General features: G+C 63.8%; 21 protein-coding genes. 10 read left to right on the top strand and 11 right to left on the bottom strand.

Annotated features, from left to right (window positions below; all coding sequences use genetic code 11):
* The first annotated feature begins 330 nt into the window (after positions 1–330).
* Entirely contained in the window at positions 331–1,194 is an 864-nt protein-coding gene (locus ACZYYX_RS19600; protein ID WP_463816261.1) for an NAD(P)-dependent oxidoreductase, read from the top strand.
* Positions 1,195–1,733: 539 nt separating this feature from the next.
* A complete protein-coding gene (locus ACZYYX_RS19595) occupies positions 1,734–1,943 on the top strand; it encodes a hypothetical protein (protein WP_463816260.1) in 210 nt (69 codons plus the stop codon).
* 438 nt (positions 1,944–2,381) lie between these two features.
* Here ACZYYX_RS19595 and ACZYYX_RS19590 read toward each other — a convergent pair whose 3' ends face one another.
* The 5 genes from ACZYYX_RS19590 to ACZYYX_RS19570 form a co-directional block, all read right to left on the bottom strand.
* On the bottom strand, positions 2,382–2,807 hold the full coding sequence (locus ACZYYX_RS19590) for a PIN domain-containing protein (protein WP_463816259.1): 426 nt from the start codon (positions 2,805–2,807) through the stop codon (positions 2,382–2,384).
* The gene (locus ACZYYX_RS19585; protein WP_463816258.1) at positions 2,798–3,004 is read right to left on the bottom strand and encodes a DUF2191 domain-containing protein; all 207 of its coding nucleotides are present in this window, start codon (positions 3,002–3,004) and stop codon (positions 2,798–2,800) included. The genes ACZYYX_RS19590 and ACZYYX_RS19585 overlap by 10 nt, the downstream gene beginning before the upstream one ends.
* Positions 3,005–3,327: 323 nt before the next feature.
* Positions 3,328–3,726, bottom strand: a complete 399-nt coding sequence (locus ACZYYX_RS19580) for a PIN domain-containing protein (RefSeq protein WP_463816257.1) — start codon at positions 3,724–3,726, stop codon at positions 3,328–3,330.
* A 20-nt stretch (positions 3,727–3,746) separates the two neighbouring features.
* A complete protein-coding gene (locus ACZYYX_RS19575) occupies positions 3,747–3,983 on the bottom strand; it encodes a type II toxin-antitoxin system Phd/YefM family antitoxin (protein WP_463816256.1) in 237 nt (78 codons plus the stop codon).
* A 144-nt stretch (positions 3,984–4,127) separates the two neighbouring features.
* On the bottom strand, positions 4,128–5,144 hold the full coding sequence (locus tag ACZYYX_RS19570) for an alcohol dehydrogenase (protein WP_463816255.1): 1,017 nt from the start codon (positions 5,142–5,144) through the stop codon (positions 4,128–4,130).
* 299 nt (positions 5,145–5,443) lie between these two features.
* On the opposite strand from ACZYYX_RS19570, the gene ACZYYX_RS19565 reads away from it, so the two are divergent.
* Positions 5,444–6,193 carry a TIGR03086 family metal-binding protein gene (locus ACZYYX_RS19565; RefSeq protein ID WP_463816254.1) on the top strand — a complete coding sequence of 250 codons (750 nt, stop codon included), beginning with the start codon at positions 5,444–5,446 and terminating at the stop codon, positions 6,191–6,193.
* Between the two features lie 659 nt (positions 6,194–6,852).
* Here the strand turns inward: ACZYYX_RS19565 and ACZYYX_RS19560 are convergent.
* Positions 6,853–7,860: an amidohydrolase family protein gene (locus ACZYYX_RS19560; RefSeq protein WP_463816253.1), complete on the bottom strand. Its 1,008-nt coding sequence runs from the start codon at positions 7,858–7,860 to the stop codon at positions 6,853–6,855.
* A 62-nt stretch (positions 7,861–7,922) separates the two neighbouring features.
* Here ACZYYX_RS19560 and ACZYYX_RS19555 point away from each other — a divergent pair, with 62 nt between their 5' ends.
* From ACZYYX_RS19555 to ACZYYX_RS19535, 5 genes are all read left to right on the top strand, one after another.
* The gene (locus tag ACZYYX_RS19555; protein WP_463816252.1) at positions 7,923–8,357 is read left to right on the top strand and encodes a MarR family winged helix-turn-helix transcriptional regulator; all 435 of its coding nucleotides are present in this window, start codon (positions 7,923–7,925) and stop codon (positions 8,355–8,357) included.
* 129 nt (positions 8,358–8,486) lie between these two features.
* Positions 8,487–9,059 (top strand): TetR/AcrR family transcriptional regulator, encoded by a 573-nt coding sequence (locus ACZYYX_RS19550; RefSeq protein ID WP_463816251.1) that lies wholly within the window; start codon positions 8,487–8,489, stop codon positions 9,057–9,059.
* Between the two features lie 61 nt (positions 9,060–9,120).
* Positions 9,121–10,047 (top strand): class I SAM-dependent methyltransferase, encoded by a 927-nt coding sequence (locus tag ACZYYX_RS19545; RefSeq protein ID WP_463816250.1) that lies wholly within the window; start codon positions 9,121–9,123, stop codon positions 10,045–10,047.
* Positions 10,048–10,318: 271 nt separating this feature from the next.
* Positions 10,319–10,759 (top strand): MFS transporter, encoded by a 441-nt coding sequence (locus tag ACZYYX_RS19540; protein ID WP_463816249.1) that lies wholly within the window; start codon positions 10,319–10,321, stop codon positions 10,757–10,759.
* Complete coding sequence (locus ACZYYX_RS19535; RefSeq protein WP_463816248.1) at positions 10,690–11,484, top strand: MFS transporter; 795 nt, start codon at positions 10,690–10,692, stop codon at positions 11,482–11,484. The genes ACZYYX_RS19540 and ACZYYX_RS19535 overlap by 70 nt, the downstream gene beginning before the upstream one ends.
* A gap of 1,075 nt (positions 11,485–12,559) precedes the next feature.
* Here ACZYYX_RS19535 and ACZYYX_RS19530 read toward each other — a convergent pair.
* The 4 genes from ACZYYX_RS19530 to ACZYYX_RS19515 form a co-directional block, all read right to left on the bottom strand.
* Entirely contained in the window at positions 12,560–12,733 is a 174-nt protein-coding gene (locus ACZYYX_RS19530) for a DUF3060 domain-containing protein (protein WP_463816515.1), read from the bottom strand.
* Positions 12,734–12,991: 258 nt separating this feature from the next.
* Positions 12,992–13,432, bottom strand: a complete 441-nt coding sequence (locus tag ACZYYX_RS19525) for a RidA family protein (protein ID WP_463816247.1) — start codon at positions 13,430–13,432, stop codon at positions 12,992–12,994.
* On the bottom strand, positions 13,429–14,460 hold the full coding sequence (locus tag ACZYYX_RS19520; protein ID WP_463816246.1) for an acetamidase/formamidase family protein: 1,032 nt from the start codon (positions 14,458–14,460) through the stop codon (positions 13,429–13,431). The genes ACZYYX_RS19525 and ACZYYX_RS19520 overlap by 4 nt, the downstream gene beginning before the upstream one ends.
* A gap of 145 nt (positions 14,461–14,605) precedes the next feature.
* A complete protein-coding gene (locus tag ACZYYX_RS19515) occupies positions 14,606–15,787 on the bottom strand; it encodes a benzoate/H(+) symporter BenE family transporter (protein ID WP_463816245.1) in 1,182 nt (393 codons plus the stop codon).
* Between the two features lie 59 nt (positions 15,788–15,846).
* Here ACZYYX_RS19515 and ACZYYX_RS19510 point away from each other — a divergent pair, with 59 nt between their 5' ends.
* Positions 15,847–16,374 (top strand): helix-turn-helix domain-containing protein, encoded by a 528-nt coding sequence (locus ACZYYX_RS19510; RefSeq protein WP_463816244.1) that lies wholly within the window; start codon positions 15,847–15,849, stop codon positions 16,372–16,374.
* 43 nt (positions 16,375–16,417) lie between these two features.
* On the top strand, positions 16,418–18,091 hold the full coding sequence (locus ACZYYX_RS19505; protein ID WP_463816514.1) for a GMC family oxidoreductase: 1,674 nt from the start codon (positions 16,418–16,420) through the stop codon (positions 18,089–18,091).
* 20 nt (positions 18,092–18,111) lie between these two features.
* Here the strand turns inward: ACZYYX_RS19505 and ACZYYX_RS19500 are convergent, their stop codons facing one another.
* On the bottom strand, positions 18,112–18,774 hold the full coding sequence (locus ACZYYX_RS19500) for a TetR/AcrR family transcriptional regulator (protein ID WP_463816243.1): 663 nt from the start codon (positions 18,772–18,774) through the stop codon (positions 18,112–18,114).
* Positions 18,775–18,857: the final 83 nt, after the last annotated feature.

The following is an 18,857-nucleotide window of genomic DNA, read 5'->3' as shown; positions in this document are numbered from 1 at the left end:
GCAAGATTCGAGCAGCGCACCAACGTGCGCATTGACTCGTTCGGCTACGAGAAGAACTTTCTGGCGGCTTCGCGCGCGACTCCGTCGACCGGAGCCGAGTCTCTACGTGACCCATGGGCGGATGCAGTCGCAGCTAGCTCCGCGGGCCCACTTTCGGTGCGCCCACAGATGGACAGGTCGGCGTCGTGACGGGTCAGTGTCCCTGCGATGCTGCGCTTTACGCCACTACAGCCGATCCCCTACACCCTGACTGAACAGTAAAGTGAACGCTTGATTCGATCGAATCGCTCAAATCGCTGCGGTTCGTTGATACGACGAGAGGGAGCCACCATGGCATCAGTGGGTTTCATCGGCCTGGGCACGATGGGCGCGGGTATGGCACACCGCCTAGTCGATGCCGGTCACGACGTCGTCGTCTGGAATCGATCGCGTGCCGCGGCCGAACCATTCGCAGCCGCGGGCGCCCGCATCGCAGACACGGCGGCAGACGCGCTCAAGACGGGGATCGCATTCTCCATGCTGGCCAACGATGAGGCGGCCCTTCACGTGTTCACCGACGACACCCTCGCCTCGGCCCCGGGCACTCTGCACGTGAACATGGCAACTGTCAGCCTGAACACCGCGCGTGACCTCACAGCCCGGCACCGCGCCGCGGGGGTCGGGTACGTCGCAGCACCGGTTCTGGGGCGACCGCACCTCGCCGCCAGCGGCCAACTCAACATCGTGGCTGCCGGTTTCGATAGCGACATCGACCGTGCCCGTCCGTTTCTCGACGTACTCGGGAAGAAGATGTGGCCCGTGGGCGACGAGCCCTCACGTGCGAACCTGGTCAAGATCGCCGTGAACTACAACCTGATCCACACCCTTCAGGCCCTCGCCGAATCGGTGACGATGGTGGAACGTGGCGAGGTCTCCGGGGACACCTTCATCGAGATCCTCACGGACGCGGCCTATACCGGCAGCGCTTACGGCGGATACGGGCCGATGATCGCCACCAGGACCTACGAACCGGTCGGCTTCAGCGTCGCACTCGGCCTCAAAGATCTCGGACTGGCCGAGCAGGCGGCCGCGGATACCGGCACGGCGTTACCGACTAGTCCCACCCTGCGGTCACTCTTCGAGTCCGCGTTGAACGACGCGGACCTCTCCATCCTCGACTGGTCGGCCGTCGCAGAGGTCACTCGCCGACTCTGATGTCAGGATTGCTTGCCGATCGGTGACGGCCCACTCGCCACGTTCCTGCGCCTAGGTCGCGCACCGAGGAACGTGAGCGGTGGGCTGCTGGGCTCGGCGGAGGTTGAGCGTGGTCAGGTTGGGGACCCAGCAGGTGCGGGCGAAGTCCAGCAGCCAACGTGGCCGACGCACGCTCGCGGGAGGCACCAAATCGTGGCGTGCAGGTGCGAATCAGCGCGCCGTGCAAGATGTTCGCCGCCAACGGTGGGCAAGCTGGTCGCGCCGTAGGCCCGCGTGGCCGTTGGATTCTAGCCATCGACTCCCCATCTGTGGCCGCGCTCATCACTAGTCTTCGCGACACGACACGAGCTTGATGCCGCTCATGGATAACGAGTGTCATTCATTATGAACGTCGCCGTTTTCATTGGATGAAGACCCCGGCTGTCCGATCCCCTCCTCACCCATGAGTTAGGTCGACTTGGTCAAAGCCGTCTGGAGCTAATGGTTTAACCGAACTGACTGACGGCGCGATGACTCCGTTCGCGCCGTAGGCTCACGGCGTGCACGAAGAGACGCTGGCCAGCGCCGCATCAACGGCAGCGCTGACGGTGGGACTGGCGGCCTATGCAGCGCTGATCTTCGCCAGCATCGCGGTGGCGATCTTTGACGCACGCCGGCACCGGCGGGGCCGGGCAGTCGCCGCCGCGGTGATGGTCGGGGTGCTGACCCTGGGCGGGGTAGTCATGGCGATCATCAGCAGTGTCGCGTGAACCGCCACAACGCGGGCGCGAACACCGGATCGTCGGCGGCGTCCGGCAACTCCTGGAAGTAGTCGATCGACGACCGTCCCCCACGACGCGCCGATCCCGCAGGCAGCCCCGTTGACCATCATTGGTTTCCCTCGAAGTAAGAGTCATCCGTCGTACTCGACATGCTTACACCGCGAAGGAGTGAGGTTGCGCGTTCCTGCAGAGCCGATCCGTCGGGCAATCAGAAAACATCATGCCGCGGAGCGCAACCCGATCCGATCAGGCCACCGGTTGCGATCTGGGCTGGCAGTCAGCACCTCTCCCCTGTCACATTCCCCCCGAATCACTGCCGACTACCGCGAGGAAAACGACGAAAACGAATATGGCGGGTTACCGGTAAACCACTGCATATTGCACTGCACGGCAACGGGTTTCAACTCGACCACGCCCTGCCCAGACCTAATTGATAGCGCCCCGTTCCAACGCCCACCGATGCTGGAAGGGCAATACCTCGGCAGCGATCTCGAAATCAGCGTCGTAGTGCAGCAGTGTCACATCATGGGCTTTGGCAAGGGTGGCGATCAGTAGGTCGGCCATGCCGACGGCACGATGACGACCAGTGCCGGCCAGCGATCGCTGCGCACCCAACGCCGCCTGCCAGTGTTCATCGTTGGTCGGCAGGTATTCGTATGCGAGGCGGCGATCTGACCATATCTGCGCGTAGTCCGCGGCGGTCCGGGCGCTGTAGAGCGCCTCGGCATCAAGCTGAGCGGTCGTTGCGACCAATCCGGCCTCGATAAGCGGAGCAAGTCGGTCGGCGACCTCGGGGTTTGTCATCCGTGCCGCGGCACTGGTGTCGATGAGATACCGCGCTACTACCGCCACACATCACCTCGTTTACCGGGGTCAGTCATCTCCCCCATACCGCCAGACTTCAGCCATGCGATCTGGCGAGCGCGTGCAGACGCCGCTGCAGCCTGCTGCAACGCTATGCGGACGGTATCTGATACGCCGGAAGTCTGAAGTTCCTTCTGCGCGGCAGCCAACAGGTCGTCATCGAGGTCAATCAAACGCTTGGTCATCTCGCCACCCTCACGTATATACGAATTCTTGATTAAGTATATACGCACGCGTCGTCAGCCGGCTACATCAGCCGCGAACGGAGAATATGCAGCAATCGAATAGGAAGGATTACCAGTAAAGTACGCCGTTTTCATCAGATGGTGCGTGCGGACAGCGGCCCTTGGATAGTGCTGATCCGCTCGCAACTACACCACGTCCGAGATCTCGTCCCCGCGAGGAATACGACCAGATCGAATATGGCGGGCTACCACTAAGCCACTGCGTATTGTGTTGCTGACCAACGTTTTTCAATACCGAGCTGAGCAACGAAGTAGCAACTTTCCTACAAGTGATCAGGATGCGTGACGGTCCGGAGCTCGAGCCGAGGGATTCCTGCGAAGTCGGCTGCATTGCATGTGTAGAGCGGCAACGCGTGCGCGATCGCACTAGCCGCGATGAGCGCGTCATACGCTCGTGCCGCAGGCTTACGGCCTGATGCGCGCAGTGCCGCGGCGACGGCGCCAAATGCCCGCGCGCAGTCGCCATCGAACGGAAGAACATCGAAGTCCGCCTCGGCCTGCTGCAGGTGCTGCTGACGGGCACTGCGCTCGGTGTCGTCGTGCGCCACATGCGGACCCACCGAAAGTTCGGCCAGAGTTATCGCGCTAATCACCGATTCGTCCGGAAGCTCGGTTGGGTCGGATATTTGGCCGAGGAGGATCACCGTGGAGGTGTCCAGCATCCCCTGGCTCGATGATCCAGTCACAGCGACGGGTCGATCAGGTCGTCGATGTCGCGCCGGAGCGTATCTGGACTTACATGCGGAAGGTTCTTGCGGCGACGAATGAGTTCAGCTGGGCCGGCGCTGGATCGGCGCAGGGGGCGCAACTCCGCCACCGGCGCGCCGTCGCGAGTAACGATGATGCGTTCGCCGTGCTCGACGCGGCGTAGAACTTCTCCCCCATTGTTCCGAAGATCGCGCACCGTCACCTTGTCCATGCGAGCAAGTGTATCACCGGTGATACGACGTCGGGCGTTGCTGCCGCTAACTCACCTGGAGGACATCGGGACGGGCTTCGAACGACAGGCAAGACGGCACGGTTCCTCCGCTGTGCTGTTGTTCAACAACCGATCGATCGTGGCTCACATCCTCAGCACTACGCGGAAACGGGCTTGATTGCGCATCATCCGGTCATATCCGGCTGCCGCATCCTCCAGCGGAATTGGTTCGGTCCACGGGCGAATGCCGTGTAGCGCGGCGAAGTTCAACGTATCTTCGGTGTCTGACGCCACCCCTGCGGGGTGGCCGTGCACCGTACCGGAGCTGTTGATCAACTGCAGCGGCGTGACATGCAACGATTCATCGAGGACCGCTAAGGTAAGAAGCTCGCCGTGCGGGGCCAGGCCGTCGATTGTGGCGCTCATTGCGTCCCGGTTGGTCGCCGTCGCGGCCACGACTCGGGCACCACCGAGGCGGCGAAGTGCTGCGGCGACATCTTCGGTTGTCGCGTCGATGTAATGGTGGGCACCTAGTTGGTGTGCGAGTTCGGCCTTCTCGCTTCCGCGTGCGATCGCGACCGTTCGGAAACCCATCTTCGCGGCGAACTGCACTCCGAGATGACCGAGGCCACCGATGCCCAGAATGGCCACCACATCGCCCGGGCCAGCTCCGGTATGGCGCAGGGAATTGAACATCGTCACTCCGGCACACGCCAACGGAGCTGCATCGACGGAGTCGAGACCCTCCGGGATGCGCGCCAGCGCCGACTCCGGCACCACCACCACTTCGGCGTACCCGCCGGGAAAGTTCGCACCGGTGATCAGCGCATGCTCGCAGTGGACGAAATCGCCTCGCCTGCAGCGGTAGTAGCGCCCACAGTAGAACCCCGCCCATCCGACGGCGACACGGTCGCCGACCTCCCAGTCCTCAATGCCGGCCCCGATGGCGTCGATTCGCCCGGCGATCTCGTGGCCGGGGGTGACCGGGAACGTCGTTCCTGGCAGCGCACCCGCGGCGATCTGCGAATCCGAGTGACACACCCCGCATGCCTCGACTCGTACACGGACCTGGGCAGGCCCTGGTTCGCGCAACGGATGATTGGTGAGTTGTAGCGCGCCGCTTGGCTCGGTGACTTCCACCGCTCGGTATGTCATGGACATGGCAGGGCTGCCTTTCGGAATATCGACGTGCAGATTTGACTGCCGATCGGCGAGGACCGTCGGCGAAAAGGCGTAACAACATTCACTAGAACACGCCCAGCGCGCTGCCGGTATCCGCAGAATGACCCCTGATGAGAGCTGATTATCCGGTGGATCGGATGGTCGTGGGACCACGGGCCGATCTTTCCTTTCCCGCCAAGATGTAGTCATTCGACCTATAACGCAGCAGTGGTCAACGCAGCAGTATCAGTCATACGAGATCCACCTGAAGTGCTACCCGCGTCGATCGGACTCCAGCCATGAATGAAATCGGCAGCGCCGAAACCGCTTTGGCGGCAATAATTCCCGTATTGACGGCTATCAGCGAAGACGATCTACACAAAGCGACGCCCTGCCCGGGATTCGACGTCGCTACTTTGGGAGAACATCTCGTGGGGACAGTTTCTCTGGTCGGTTCGTCCATCGGACTCGTGATGGCTCCGCCGCCCGCGTCCACCGTGGAGGCGCGGGTAGCTAACGTAACCCGCAACGTCGTGGACGCGTGGCGGCGACGCGGCACCGAGGGCACTGTCATCTTCAGCGGTCGGGAGATGCCGGCTCACCTTGCTCTGGGCGTGCTGTCGGTGGAACTCGTAGTGCACGGATGGGATTTCGCGCAAGCGGTCGGGCAGCCACTATCGGTGGGCGCCGTCCACTGCGACTACGTTCTGGGTTTAGCGCGCCAGATCATCACGCCCCAAAGCCGTCTCAGCGCCGGCTTTGATGACCCCGTACCGATTGCGGATGCCGCTGCGGCACTTGACCGACTCGTTGCATTCACAGGTCGCACACCGCGGCCGAACTTCCCACACGACGCGCTTACCGCTGGGCGCGCTGCATTCAGAACCAAGACGCTGAAAGAAAGACCGTTGCCAAGGCACCAGAGCCGAGCCGGCCGCATGTGGCGATATGGCCAGCAGGCAACACCTCTCCCCCGTCGCGTTCAGTCAGATTCGCTGCCACATATCGGGACGGATACGACCGGATCGAATATGGCGGGTTACCACTAAAAGACGCCGTGTTCGACAGCTAAATCACCGACGTTCCGAGTAGTAACCCTCATCCGACACGCCAAGTCAATTGGGTCAAAGCGCCTCGACGCCAAACGTTTAGCGGGTTGCACACCACAAGACATCGACGAGTACCTCGCCTCCGGCCCACCACGCGCCATCTTATCCGGACGTTTCACCAGCAACCGACCCGGCCGGCACATTGACTCGCCGACCATCATGATGCGATTGAAGGCGCTCGGCATCAACCTGCAAGGCGCACGCAACACTGCCCTACCAACACTCGCCTCCGAGATCCCCGCTTCCCTGGTCGCCGAAATGCTCGGCTATAGCGACCAAGTCGCCCAGAAGCACGCCGCGGAAGCCGGCAGGACCTGGGCGAGATACGTAACGCGATGAGGAAGTCGGCCGCCGCAACCTGAATGTTTGCAGCACGAATACGACGTACTGCGCTCGTCGGTACGTCATATCTCGCACCGCGGGTGAATTACGCTACTGGTCAATCCGTTGAGCAGTCGGCCGACTGGAACCTTCGTTCCCATTTGGCTGCAACGTCATTCGCCGTCGGGTTGCTGCGCACGGCGTAGACCACTTGCGACGTGGCATGAACGTCTGCCCACGGCGGCAATAGTCGTACCCCGTACTCGACTGCCACGGATCTACTGTTCCGCCGGGGCTCCGTTGGTCAGCCGGGGCAAGAGGTCGTATGCGTTGTCGTGCATGACCCGCGCGAGCATGTCGGGCCGAGCTTCGAAGTACGCGTCGACGTTGTTCGTAAACCAATTCACGGTTTTCGGGTTGGCGGCAGGGAAGTCGGTGCCGAAGAGAATGTGGTCCGGCTCGACGAAGCTCTCGAGAGCCACCAGGTTGGTCTCGAAACCTGATAGGGCGGTCTCGTAGTAGAACGTCCGGAAGTCGGCGAGGATTTCTTCTGGACTCAGTTCGCAGCCGAGATGGAACGCGCCCAATGCGGCGACGCGAGCGGCGAGAACTGGTGTGCTACCACCAGAATGGGAGAGGATGATCCTCACGTTCGGGAACTGCCGTTTGCGTCCGCTGGTCACGAGATCTGCTGCGCCCTTGTAGGTTTCGTTCGGAGTTTCACTGACCGGGGTGGGCAAGAACTCGCTCGGCGCCCGGTTGCTACCGGGTGTCTGCTCACCGTGTAAGAACACCAGCGCGCGGCGACGGTCGAGTTCGGCCCACAGTGGTTCGAAGATCGGGTCGCCCAGGGATCGGGCCTCATCGCCGACGCCGTAGACGTTGGTGAGGGTGATCCCGTCAGCCCCCAACACGTCGAAGGCGTAGGTCAGCTCTTCCAGCGCGGCGTCGACGTCCGTCGGGGTGGGAAGATGCGCAAACAGACCGAACCGTCCGGGGTGGTCTTCCATTGCCTGACGGGTCAACGTGTTCAACTCGCGGGCGACGTGACGACGCTTGTCCTCGGGGAGCCGCGATTCGATGTCGTTGGGTATGGACAGGATCGCAGTATCGATCTGTAGCTGATCCATGAAGTCCACACTGACCTGCGGTGACCAACCCGCCTCGTCCTTTTGGAACTTCCAGCCGGACGTATCGCCAAAGAGGCCCGAGGTGAGCATGCTGGTCGGCATGAAGTGATGGTGAAAGTCGATGCGGCCGGGTGTGGTGGTGCTGTCATCAGTCATACCCATACTCAAACCGCAACAGTTGACGTTTGTCAATAATGATCAGATGTTAGGTTTCTCCCATGGTTGACACCGAAGCTCCGGAGCTGCAGCTCCTCGACGCGCTCTACCGACTCAACAAATTGGTCGTGGCCGACGCCCGCGTGCACGTCGCCGCTACCGCAGATCTGGACCTCGTGGACTTCCTGGTCCTGCGCACGGTCAAACTGGGCGTCGACACTCCCAGCGATCTCGTCAGCGATCTCGGACTCAATCCGTCGGTTCTCAGTAGGGCGTTGTCCAAGCTCGCCGACGCGGGATTGGTGACCCGCGAAATTGATCTCGCGGACTCGCGACGATCGCGGATTCGTTTGACGCACAACGGTGTGCAGACCACTGACGATATCGGGGCCCGGCTTCGACCCAGCTTGGCCCAGCGACTTCGCCTCCTGACCCCCGACCGGACCCGAATACTGTTGGAGAGCCTCGAAACACTCTGCGGGAACCCGGTCGACTGAACCCTGAACCACTGGAGAAACCGCACCCGGCGCGTAAGCACGACGATCGTCGCAGTAGTCACTAGCCGGTCGACAAGTTAGTGCGCTACGGTAAAGCCAGATCAACCGTCGAGGCAGGGAGGTGAGCGGATGGATCAGCGACGAACCGATACCCGCGAGCAGATCCAGTCCGTGGCTGTGGAGCTGTTCGCCGAGAAGGGATACGACCGCGCTTCGCTGCGGGGGATCGCCGAGCGGCTGCACGTCACCAAGGCCGCGCTGTACTACCACTTCCGCACCAAGGACGACATCCTCGCCAGCGTGATCGAGGACTTCCTCCTTCAGCTGGATACGCTGGTGGAGTGGGCCCATGGACAGCCCTCCGACGTCGACGTCCGCGAGGAGGTACTGCGTCGCTACAGCGCACTGCTGACCGGGCGCACCGCGCAGCTGGCCCGCTTCATGCGCGAGGGCATGGCGAAGATCCCAGAGTTGGCACTTGGCATGAAGATTCGTGCTCACTTCGCCGCGCTGATCGATGTGCTGGCCGGGCACGGCGAGTCCACTGAAAACCGGCTACGTGCACAGGTCGCCCTGGCTGCACTGCAACTGGCCACCCTGTCCGATCCCGACCTCGAACCCGCCGGCGACGAGACCGACCGCCGCGCCGCCGCTCTGAAAATCGCTACCGAGCTCGTCCAGCCGTCGCCCCCCGCGCCGTAGGCCACCCACCACTCACAGCTTTCCCTGACCGATCCGAGACGACCCGAAACAGGACGCAACCATGGCACGCACCGATCACGACAGTTGGGACCTGGCCTCCAGCGTGGGAGCCACCGCCACCGGAGTCGCCGCCGGCCGCGCGCTGGCAGCCCGCGGACCGGAGCCCCTACTCGATGACCCCTACGCCGAACCACTGGTTCGCGCCGTTGGTCTGGACGCGTTCACCCGCATGATCAGCGAGGACGCCGACGAGGTCGCCGACGACCCGGTCTTCAACCGTCAGCAGATGGCCGAACAGGTCACCGTGCGCACCCGGTTCTTCGACGACTTCTTCCTTCGGGCCGGAGCCGCAGGCATCCGGCAGGCCGTGATCCTGGCCAGCGGCCTGGACACCCGCGCCTACCGGCTGCCCTGGCCGGCCGGCACGGTGGTCTACGAAATCGACCAGCCTAAGGTCATCGAATTCAAGACCCGCACGCTGGCCGAGTTGGGTGCCACCCCGACCGCCGAGCTTCGCACCGTCGGCATCGACCTGCGCGCGGACTGGTCGACCGCCCTGCGCGAGCGGGGCTTCAACCCCGACCAACCGACGGCGTGGAGCGCCGAGGGGCTGCTGATCTATCTGCCGCCGGAGGCTCAGGACCGCCTCTTCGACGACATCACCGCGCTCAGTGCCCCCGGCAGCGCGCTGGCCACCGAACACGTTCCCGATCTCAGCATTCTCGCCGACGACGACCGCATGGCCGAATTCGCCCAGCGCTGGCAGCGCTACGGCATGGCAGACCAATGGACCGACCTCGTCTACCAAGGTGAGCGCGCCCAGGTGCCCGCTTACTTGAGCGGCGCCGGCTGGCAGGTCACCGCCCGAGGCACCGTAGACCTGTACGCCTCCAACGGTTTTGCCCTGCCCGACCATGAGATGATGACCGAACTCGCCGACCTGACCTACATCAGCGCGGTGCTGTCGGACCCGACACCCGGCCGCTGACCCGGTCGCCGTACACCCCGCGGCCCGGGTGACCAGGATCCGGGCCGCGGATCGACACGCGCTGTCGTCGCAGACCAAACATTCGTGCTATCGACCGCGGTAGCGGATCCCGGCTTGGTCGCCTGTTGCGATCTGTCCCACAAGTCAGTGCCCCTCCCCGTCGTGTTCGGGCGATTCGCTCTTGCATAGCCGGAGGAATACGGCGGGATCGAATATCGCGGGTTACCAGTAAAGTACGCCGTTTTCATCTGATGAATCAGGAACGTTTTGATTGGCCCCCACCCGCAGTGTTGGGTCGAGTTGCCCAAAGCGCCTCGACGCCAACGGGTTTAGTGGATTGCGCCAGGTTGTCACCGCCCTCGGTGACCGCGCGGGTCGCAAGAACGTCCTGGTGTGGTCGCTCATGCTCACCGGGATGGGCACCGTCGCCATCGGCCTGCTTCACACCTACAGCTCGATCGGGGTGCTCGCGCCCGTGCTGCTTGTCACCCTACGACTGGTCCAAGGAGTAGGAGTTGGCGGAGAATGGAGCGGTGCCGTGATCATGGCCGGCGAACACGCGCCAGCCGACAGAAAGGGCGAATACGCCGGATGGCCCCAGCTGGGCTCCGGCTTGGGTCTACTACTCGCAACGGTGCATTCTTGGGAACCCAACTTCTGGTTAGCCCCGCCTCCTTCAATGCGTGGGGCTGGCGCGTGCCATTTCTGCTGAGCGCCGTCATGATCGTTGTCGGGCTTTTCATCAGGCTCCGGCTAGAGGAGAGCCCCGAATTCCGCCAGGCGAAGGCGACCCGGCGGGTGAACCACAACCCGCTCAAGGAGGCGTTGCTCAAGCATCCGAGAACTATTTTGCTCGCCGCCGGCGTGTTCTGCTTCAACAACTCCGCATTCTTCCTCGTCAACACCTTTGGTCTGAGCTACCTCAAGAACACAGTCGGCGTTCCGAGCGATATCGGACTGGGCGCCGTACTTGGTGGTGCCATCCTGCTTTGTTTCGGCACCTACTACCTTTCCAGACTCTCGGACAAGATCGATGCGCGCCTAATTATCATCGTGACGTACGCCGTCTGGATTCCCTTCTGTTTCATCCTGTTCGGACTTCTTCGGACGGGGTCCACTGCGCTCATCTACATCGGCATCATGACCGGAATGCTGCTGATCTCCTTCTACGGACCGCTGGCGGGGTTCCTGCAGCGACAGTTCAGCACCGAGGTGAGATACAGCGGGCTGGGGCTTGCTGTGCAGTTCGGTGCCATCCTGGGCGGCGGCGCAGGACCACTCATTGCGACCCAGTTGAATGCCGTAGTTGGTGTCTGGGGCGTATACAGCTACGTTGCCGGCCTCGCAGTGATCGGCATCGCCTGCACGTTCGCCCTCAAATCAGCCGACACGCCCGCGGCGGCCAACACGGAGGCACCCCCTGCTTCCACTGCCTGAGAATGTGGTACTGCCCGGAACCATCTCCACCCCAAAGCTGTTGAGCACATGAGACTATGCAATAGCGCCGATCGCCCCCGGCTTGTCACCTCGGCATAAACGTCAGTGCGGCGAATTGTCCTCTGTTGCAACGTCATGCAGATTCGACCCGTCACCGCGGCGCGACTCGCGGCCGGCTACCGTCTCTAATCCCGGTTGGCGCCGGTGATGACGACGATCTTCCGCAACAGTCATTGTTCCCAGCCCGCTGTCGCTGTTCGGAGTACCGGGCGGTCGTCCCGACGCGCCAGCTGGCCCAGTCCACTGCAGTGTCTTCATCAACGACCGAATCTTGACCCGCGATCTGGACGCAACCGCCGCGGTTCATCTCGACGGCAGCGAAGGCAACTCCACCCTAAAAAGCCCGTGGTTCGAAGCGATCAGCCCATCACCCGAGCTCGGTCGTACAGCCCCATGCCCGTCAGCGTGCTGAATAAGTCTTCCTTCCAACGTCATTGGCGAGATGCACTACCGCCGAGGTGGCAACTACACGGCGAAGATTCAGAAACCTGACGCAGTTCTATGACCCATTCGACTTGATCGACGGGTGAAACCATGCAAATGGGCGCGCTGGTCTCGCCCGATGCCAGTTCCTGGTTCCCCCGGATGCCGTGGAGAAGTTCGGCATCGCCACCTATGCGCAGTGTTCCTGACACCGGGGACTCTCCGGGCGCACCAGTTCGTCGAACCTGAGATGGCCCGGGCGATCGGGCCTACTTAACCCACACCACGCCGGATACATGTCCGTCCACGACTCGGGCTCGCAGAAGTAGTCGATCACGCGATGCTCGTCGCCGAGCTCGTCAGCCTCCACAAGTTCGCGAGCGAATGCGGCTACCTGACGGCGTCCTCCCCCACACCACCACTTCATCTCGACCTCCTTCGAAGCGACTCACGGTGAAGAATACGGCTAGATCGAATATGGGGACTGACCACAAAGGTGTGCCCCGTTCCTGATGTGAATCAGCGCGACCCTGGCTGCAGATTGACCGGTTGAAGTCCGATCGACCGGTCGAAATTTGAGCCTGCCGTGGCATCAGCGCCGAGACACGGTGTTGCCGATGCCGCTGTTGGCAATCTTGGGGGTACCGGTGCGGTAGGTGACGTGCCCGTCAATGCCGGACAAGGAAATCGTGTCGATGCCGTCGAGGGTGACGGTGTTGTTGATGCCTTCTAGCGTCAGGCTCGCGCAGTGCCCGCCGCGCGAAATCCGAGCCAGTTCCGCGTTGTCAGAAGATCGCCATTGTCGGCCCCTGCTGCTGCTCCTGGCGAATCAGCCTCATTGCGCGCGCCTGAGCTCGCTCTCCAATTCGTTGATGCGTCGCTGCTGTTCGAGCTCACGCTCGAGGTCGGGAATCCGCTTCTCCGCGTCCCCTGGTGAGTCCATGATCACGGATGCTCGCACGCCCGGACCCGCAACACCGATCATTTGTTCCCGGGCGCCTCCCCTACAACCGAAAGTCGCGGCTTACACCACGTGGCCGCCAACCCGAGTTGAGTTCCACCCGCCGCTTCGCCAGCACACCCAGTCGATTTCGACGCGGGCATCGACCGCCAGGCCGGTCACCCCGACGCAGGTCCGGGACGGCAACCGGTCCGTGAACCAGGCGGCATACGCAGCGTTGAAAGCCTGGTACTCAGACCAGTCGGTGAGGTACGCCCTCACCGAGACCACGTCGGCGAGTTCCCCGCCGCACAGCTGCGTCACCCGCAGCAGATTGGTCACCACCTGATCGGTCTGAGCGGCGATGTCCTGACTGACTACCGATCCACTGGTGTCGGTGGGCATTTGGCCCGTCACATACAGCGTCTCGCCGGCGGCGGTGGCGTGCACGAAAGGGGCTACCGACGGCGGCACTCCGTCGGCGGGCGTGAAGGAGAAGGGGTGAATACCACCCGTGGCGTTCACTTCGCCGTCCCCCGTATACCGGTGAAGGACCGCTTGTCGATCCGCGCGTGCACCCCGAGACGTTGATCGACCACTTGAGTGACGGTGAAGTCCACCGCCACTGACATGTATGAGTACGCGTCGGCGAGGGAAAGGCCGTAGAGCCGCTGCAGGAGGTCGAGGGCGCGGACTGCCGCCGCACGCATCGCTCCGTCGAGGTTGTCGCCGAAGCCGTGGACCAGGAGCTCGGTCGGCGTTTCGAGCACTGGCACCGTGAACGGCAGGTCACGACGCACAGTCAGGCGCAGCAGCCCGTTCAACGACGCCTCCAATGCTGTGCCGCTGATCTCGCCGTCGCCTTGGGAAACGTGTGGGTCACCAATCGACAGTAAAGCGCCGGCGACCTGCACGGGGTAATACATCCGGCCGCCGACGCCGATCCGCCAATTGTCTATGTTCCCTCCGTGGTCGCCGGGCGGCACCGAGGACACCCGCCCGGCACCTTCCGGGGCCACTCCCATCGTGCCGAAGTGCGGTCGCAGCGCGACGTCGACTCCGGGCAGCGCCGGTTCCCTTGTGACGCTGGTCGGTTCGACGACCGTTCCCGGTTGGTCGGCCAGCGCCGTCGTGGTCCAGTCGTAGCCGAATAGCGCCCGTCCTCGCAGCGCGGCGATGTCGAGTTCGTAGATGGTCACTCGTTCGGCGCCGGTGAGATCGTAGAGATACCCCCAGTGCGCGGCCAGATTGGAGCCGTAGGGCAGGCGCGGAGTGGCCTCCAGAATGTCGACCTGTAGTACGTCACCTGGAAGGGCGCCAGCGACCGCGATGGGACCGGTCAGAAGGTGCGGGCCGGGTCCGCGGTCGCTGACGTGATCGAAGACGGCCTGGATATCACTGTCCATCAACAGATCCGGCGCGTCTCCCGCATGGTGGGTGAACGTCCCGACGGTAACGAGGTCACCCGAGTTCACAGTCAGCGCCGGGTGCAGAGCCGGATCGAAGTACCCCCAGTGCACGGTCGCCGGCGTGGCTCGCAGGACGTGATACATCGGCACATCATGCCAGTGGTGCAGATGTGCCGCACGGCGAGCGGATCACCTCGCTTTGCGCATATCGCGGGGTGTCCTACATGCGTCAAAACTGTTGTGTGACAGTAGTTCAGGACCGTGAACCACCCTGTCGTCGACGTTTGGGTCAGGCTCGGGTGCGCACACTTCGGCCGAACAACCGATGGACAACCACCCCTATCAGCAGCGCCCAGAACGCCGCGCCGACCCCGGCGACAGTCGTGCCGGAGGCTGCGACGACCAGCGTCACCGCAGCCGGCAGGCGCGCGGACTCGTCAGACATGGCGCCGGCGCACGCGCTGGCGAACGCACCCAACAGCGCCACCCCGGCGACCGCCTGCACGAGCCCAGTCGGCGCGGCGAGCACGACGGCGGTCAATCCCGCCGAGGCCAGACCCAGTGCGCAATAGGCCGCTCCGGTAGTGACTCCCGCTATCCAGCGACGCCGGGGATTGGGATCCGCATCCGGTCCGGCGGCCAATGCGGCACTGATGGCGGCGAGGTTGACGGCATGACCGCCGAATGGGCCCGCCAACATAGAGGCGACTGCCGTGACCGTGAGGGCCGGGCGCCACGGAACGTGGTAATCGAACCCGGCCATGACGGCGACGCCCGGGATGTTCTGCGCCGCCATGGTGACGATGTACAGCGGCAGAGCGATGCTGGTGACGGCTGCCATGGTGAGGCTCGGCACGGTCACCTGCAGATGCGGAATCCACGACGAACCCGGGGGCGCCGTGTGATCCCGCGCCAACGTCACCGTCAGCACCAGCAGGGCGGCGCCGAACGCTGCCGGTACCGCCCAGCGGGGCCGGGTCGCCGCGACGAGCAGCCACACCACGAGTACTGGAGCGATCACGAGCGGATCGCTGGCCAGTGCCGTGACGGGAGCGATGCACAGCGGCAGCAGCACCCCCGCCAGCATCGCCTGGGCGATGGGGCCGGGAATGCGGGCCACGGCGCGAGCGAGCGCCGGCCACAGTCCGGTGGCGAGCAGCAGCACCGCGGTGACGGCGAAAGCGCCTACGGCTGCAGCCCATCCGCCGGCCGCCGCACCGGTGCTGATCAGCAGTGCAGCTCCCGGCGTCGACCACGCACATGTGATCGGCATCCAGAATTTCCATGACAGCAGCACCGACGCTGCGCCCATCGCCAGACTCAGCGCCATCAGGCCCGACGCCGCCTGCTCCGAATTCGCCCCTGCTGCACGCAACCCCGCGAGTACTACCGCAAACGACGAGGTGAAACCGACGAGCGCGCACACCACACCGGCGCCCACCGGCACTGCCTTCGAGACGTCCTGATCCACTCGCAACCCATCATTCGATAGACGGAACGCGTTCTGTAAACAGAACGTAGCATGGTCGGATGACTTCGGTAGACGTCGGTCGCCGGCTGCGCGAGCTACGGTGCGAGCGCGGACTCACCTTGTCTGAACTCGCGCGCCGCGCCGGGGTCGGCAAGGGCTCGCTGTCCGAAATCGAGGCAGGAAAACGCAATCCAACGGTCGAGACCCTCTACGCGCTGTGCGCACCCCTGGACGTACCGCTGACCGCGCTCGTCGGCGAGACACCCGGCGCGCGCTCGGCCGCTGACGGTGGAATGCGGACGGTGTTGCTGTCCGTGCGGCACCTGACCCGGGTCACCGTCGAGGTGTTCCGGCTGGAGTTCCCCGTCGGTGCCGAGCACGTCTCGCCATCCCACGGCGCGGGGACCCGCGAACATCTCACCGTGGTGGCCGGACGTGTACTGGCTGGACCGATTGGCGAGGAGATCCTGATCGAGGAGGGGTCGACGCTGAGTTGGTCGAGCGATCGGCGCCACAGGTTCGCCGCCATCGACGGAGCGGCCGAGGCAGTGGTAGTGATCACCACCGAGCGACCGCACCGGAAGTGATCAGCAGGAGCGGGATGGAGGAATGGTGCCGGAAACCAACCCTGTGGCCGAATTCGACTATGTCATCGTAGGAGCAGGCAGCGCGGGTTGCCTGCTTGCCAATCGGCTCAGCGCCAATCCTGATCACCGGGTGCTCCTGATCGAGGCCGGTGGCAAGGACGACTGGTTCTGGATCAAGATCCCGGTGGGATATCTGTACACCATCGCCAACCCCCGTACCGACTGGTGCTTCACCACTGAACCCGATCCGGGTCTAGCCGGTCGCAGCATCGTTTACGCGCGAGGCCGCGTCATCGGCGGCTGCTCGTCGATCAATGCGATGATCCACATGCGTGGCCAGGCAAGTGATTACGACCTGTGGGCGCAGGCTACCGGCGACGAGCGATGGCTGTGGGGCGGCCCGGACGGCCCCGGTGACACGCTTCAGATCTACAAAGAGTTGGAGAACTACTTCGGAGGAGCCGACGAGTGGCACGGCGCCGGCGGTGAGATCCGGGTCGAGCGGCCGCGTGTGCGCTGGAAGATCCTGGACGCCTGGCAGGCGGCCGCGGCTCAATCGGGCATCGAGCCGATCGAGGAGTTCAACCGCGGCGACAATTCCGGCAGCGCATATTTCCACGTCAATCAACGACGCGGCCGGCGATGGTCGATGGCGGATGCGTTCCTGCACCCCATCGCCCACCGGTCCAATCTGACGGTCTACACCCAGACCCAAGCGCTGCGGGTGCTGTTGGACGACCAGGTCCGGCACGATCAGCGTCGCGGTGCGTGGACCGACGCGCGGCATCGCGCCACTGGTGTGCGATTGCTCAGAGACGGCCAGATCGTCGACGTCCGAGCCCGCCTCGAGGTGATCCTCAGTGCCGGGGCCATCGGTTCACCTCATCTGATGCAGGTTTCGGGTCTAGGCCCGGCCGAGCAGCTCGCCCGGCACGACGTGCCGGTGGCAGTCGATCTGCCCGGCGTGGGCGAAAACCTGCAGGACCATCTACAGATTCGATCCGTCTACCGCGTGCAGAACGCCCGCACCGTCAACACGCTGTACCGGAACTGGATCACCCGGGCAGCCATGGGCATTCAGTACCTGCTCCTGCGATCGGGACCGCTGACGATGCCGCCGTCCACGCTCGGCGCGTTCGCCAAGAGCGAGCCCGGGTTGGCCAGTCCCGATCTGGAGTGGCACGTGCAGCCTCTGTCGCTTCCGAAGTTCGGCGAACCCCTGCACCCGTACGGCGCGATCACTCCCTCGGTCTGCAACTTGCGGCCCACCTCGCGTGGCCACGTGCGTCTGGCCGACGCGGATCCGTTGATCCACCCGAAGATCTCCTGCAACTATCTGTCCACCGACGTCGATCGCGACATCGCCGTGCGCGGACTCCGGATGACCCGCCAGATCATGGCGTCGCCGGTCCTCGCCCGCTTTCGGCCGCAGGAGATACTCCCGGGTCCGCTGATGGTCAGCGATGACGACCTGCGCACAGCGGCAAGCGAGTTGGGAACCACCATCTTTCACCCGGTAGGCACCTGCGCGATGGGCGCGTTCGATGCACGCGGTGTGCCGCGGACGGCCGCCGCCGTCCTTGACACTGACTGTCGCGTCTACCGCGTCGCCGGCCTGCGGGTCATCGATGCTTCGGCGATGCCGACGATCACGTCCGGGAACACCAACGCCCCGGTGATGCTGATCGCCGAGCGCGCGGCGCGGGCGATGCTGTGATATCCGTTAGCGCCCAATACTCAAGCGTGGCCTGCTCCAGGCTGCCACGTCGACATCGCGGCTTCCATCTGGTCTTCGCTGAGCGGAGCGACCGGCAGCGGCGCCTGCCCCGGCTGGCAGCGCAGCCCCTGCAGTAGCAATCCGACGTAGCGCCGCCACAGATCCGGCGAGACCTCGCCCGCATACTCGCTCACGGCGCCTGCCATCAATCCGCACAGCGGCATATCGGTCGCCGACACCTCAGGTCGCAGGTATCCGTCGCGCTTGGCGCGCTCCACCAACTCCCCCACGGGCGGGTGCAGTCGGGTGCGCCCGGCATCGACCAGTCCCCCGCGATACGCCCGGCTGAATGCGATCTCACGTAAGCCGCGATCTGTCGCGGTCAATTCGCACATTTTCCACATCCACCAAGACAGCCCCTCCCAGGAATCCGCAGACTGCAGCGCGGATTCGGCGAGCGTGACGAGCTGATCGACACCGTCCTGGAAGATCGCGTCGAACAACTCCTCTTTTGTGGGGAAGCGCCGGTACACCGTTCCGACACCGAGGCCGGCGTGGTGGGCCACCTCGTTGAGCGTTGCGTCCAGCCCGCGCGTCGCGCACAGATCGCGCGCGGCCTCGATGATGCGCCGCCGGTTGCGTTCTGCATCTTTGCGCAGGCCGCCGCAGGGTTTGTCAATCACAGGGCCAGTTTAGTGACCTGCCTTACGAAAACGCTATATCCGGATTGACTCTATCCACTTCTAGCTCTAGATTTACTCATCAA

The sequence above is a fragment of the Mycobacterium sp. IDUB_1 genome (assembly GCF_055419625.1).
This window is presented reverse-complemented; position numbering and strand designations above follow the sequence as displayed.

Excerpts from the sequence above, each read along its gene's own strand:
- ACZYYX_RS19600 (WP_463816261.1), top strand. The coding sequence starts at position 331 with ATGGCATCAGTGGGTTTCATCGGCCTGGGCACGATGGGCGCGGGTATG.
- ACZYYX_RS19585 (WP_463816258.1), bottom strand. The coding sequence starts at position 3,004 with ATGACCAAGCGTTTGATTGACCTCGATGACGACCTGTTGGCTGCCGCG.
- ACZYYX_RS19580 (WP_463816257.1), bottom strand. The coding sequence starts at position 3,726 with ATGCTGGACACCTCCACGGTGATCCTCCTCGGCCAAATATCCGACCCA.
- ACZYYX_RS19575 (WP_463816256.1), bottom strand. The coding sequence starts at position 3,983 with ATGGACAAGGTGACGGTGCGCGATCTTCGGAACAATGGGGGAGAAGTT.
- ACZYYX_RS19570 (WP_463816255.1), bottom strand. The coding sequence starts at position 5,144 with ATGTCCATGACATACCGAGCGGTGGAAGTCACCGAGCCAAGCGGCGCG.
- ACZYYX_RS19565 (WP_463816254.1), top strand. The coding sequence starts at position 5,444 with ATGAATGAAATCGGCAGCGCCGAAACCGCTTTGGCGGCAATAATTCCC.
- ACZYYX_RS19560 (WP_463816253.1), bottom strand. The coding sequence starts at position 7,860 with ATGACTGATGACAGCACCACCACACCCGGCCGCATCGACTTTCACCAT.
- ACZYYX_RS19555 (WP_463816252.1), top strand. The coding sequence starts at position 7,923 with ATGGTTGACACCGAAGCTCCGGAGCTGCAGCTCCTCGACGCGCTCTAC.
- ACZYYX_RS19550 (WP_463816251.1), top strand. The coding sequence starts at position 8,487 with ATGGATCAGCGACGAACCGATACCCGCGAGCAGATCCAGTCCGTGGCT.
- ACZYYX_RS19545 (WP_463816250.1), top strand. The coding sequence starts at position 9,121 with ATGGCACGCACCGATCACGACAGTTGGGACCTGGCCTCCAGCGTGGGA.
- ACZYYX_RS19520 (WP_463816246.1), bottom strand. The coding sequence starts at position 14,460 with ATGTATCACGTCCTGCGAGCCACGCCGGCGACCGTGCACTGGGGGTAC.
- ACZYYX_RS19510 (WP_463816244.1), top strand. The coding sequence starts at position 15,847 with ATGACTTCGGTAGACGTCGGTCGCCGGCTGCGCGAGCTACGGTGCGAG.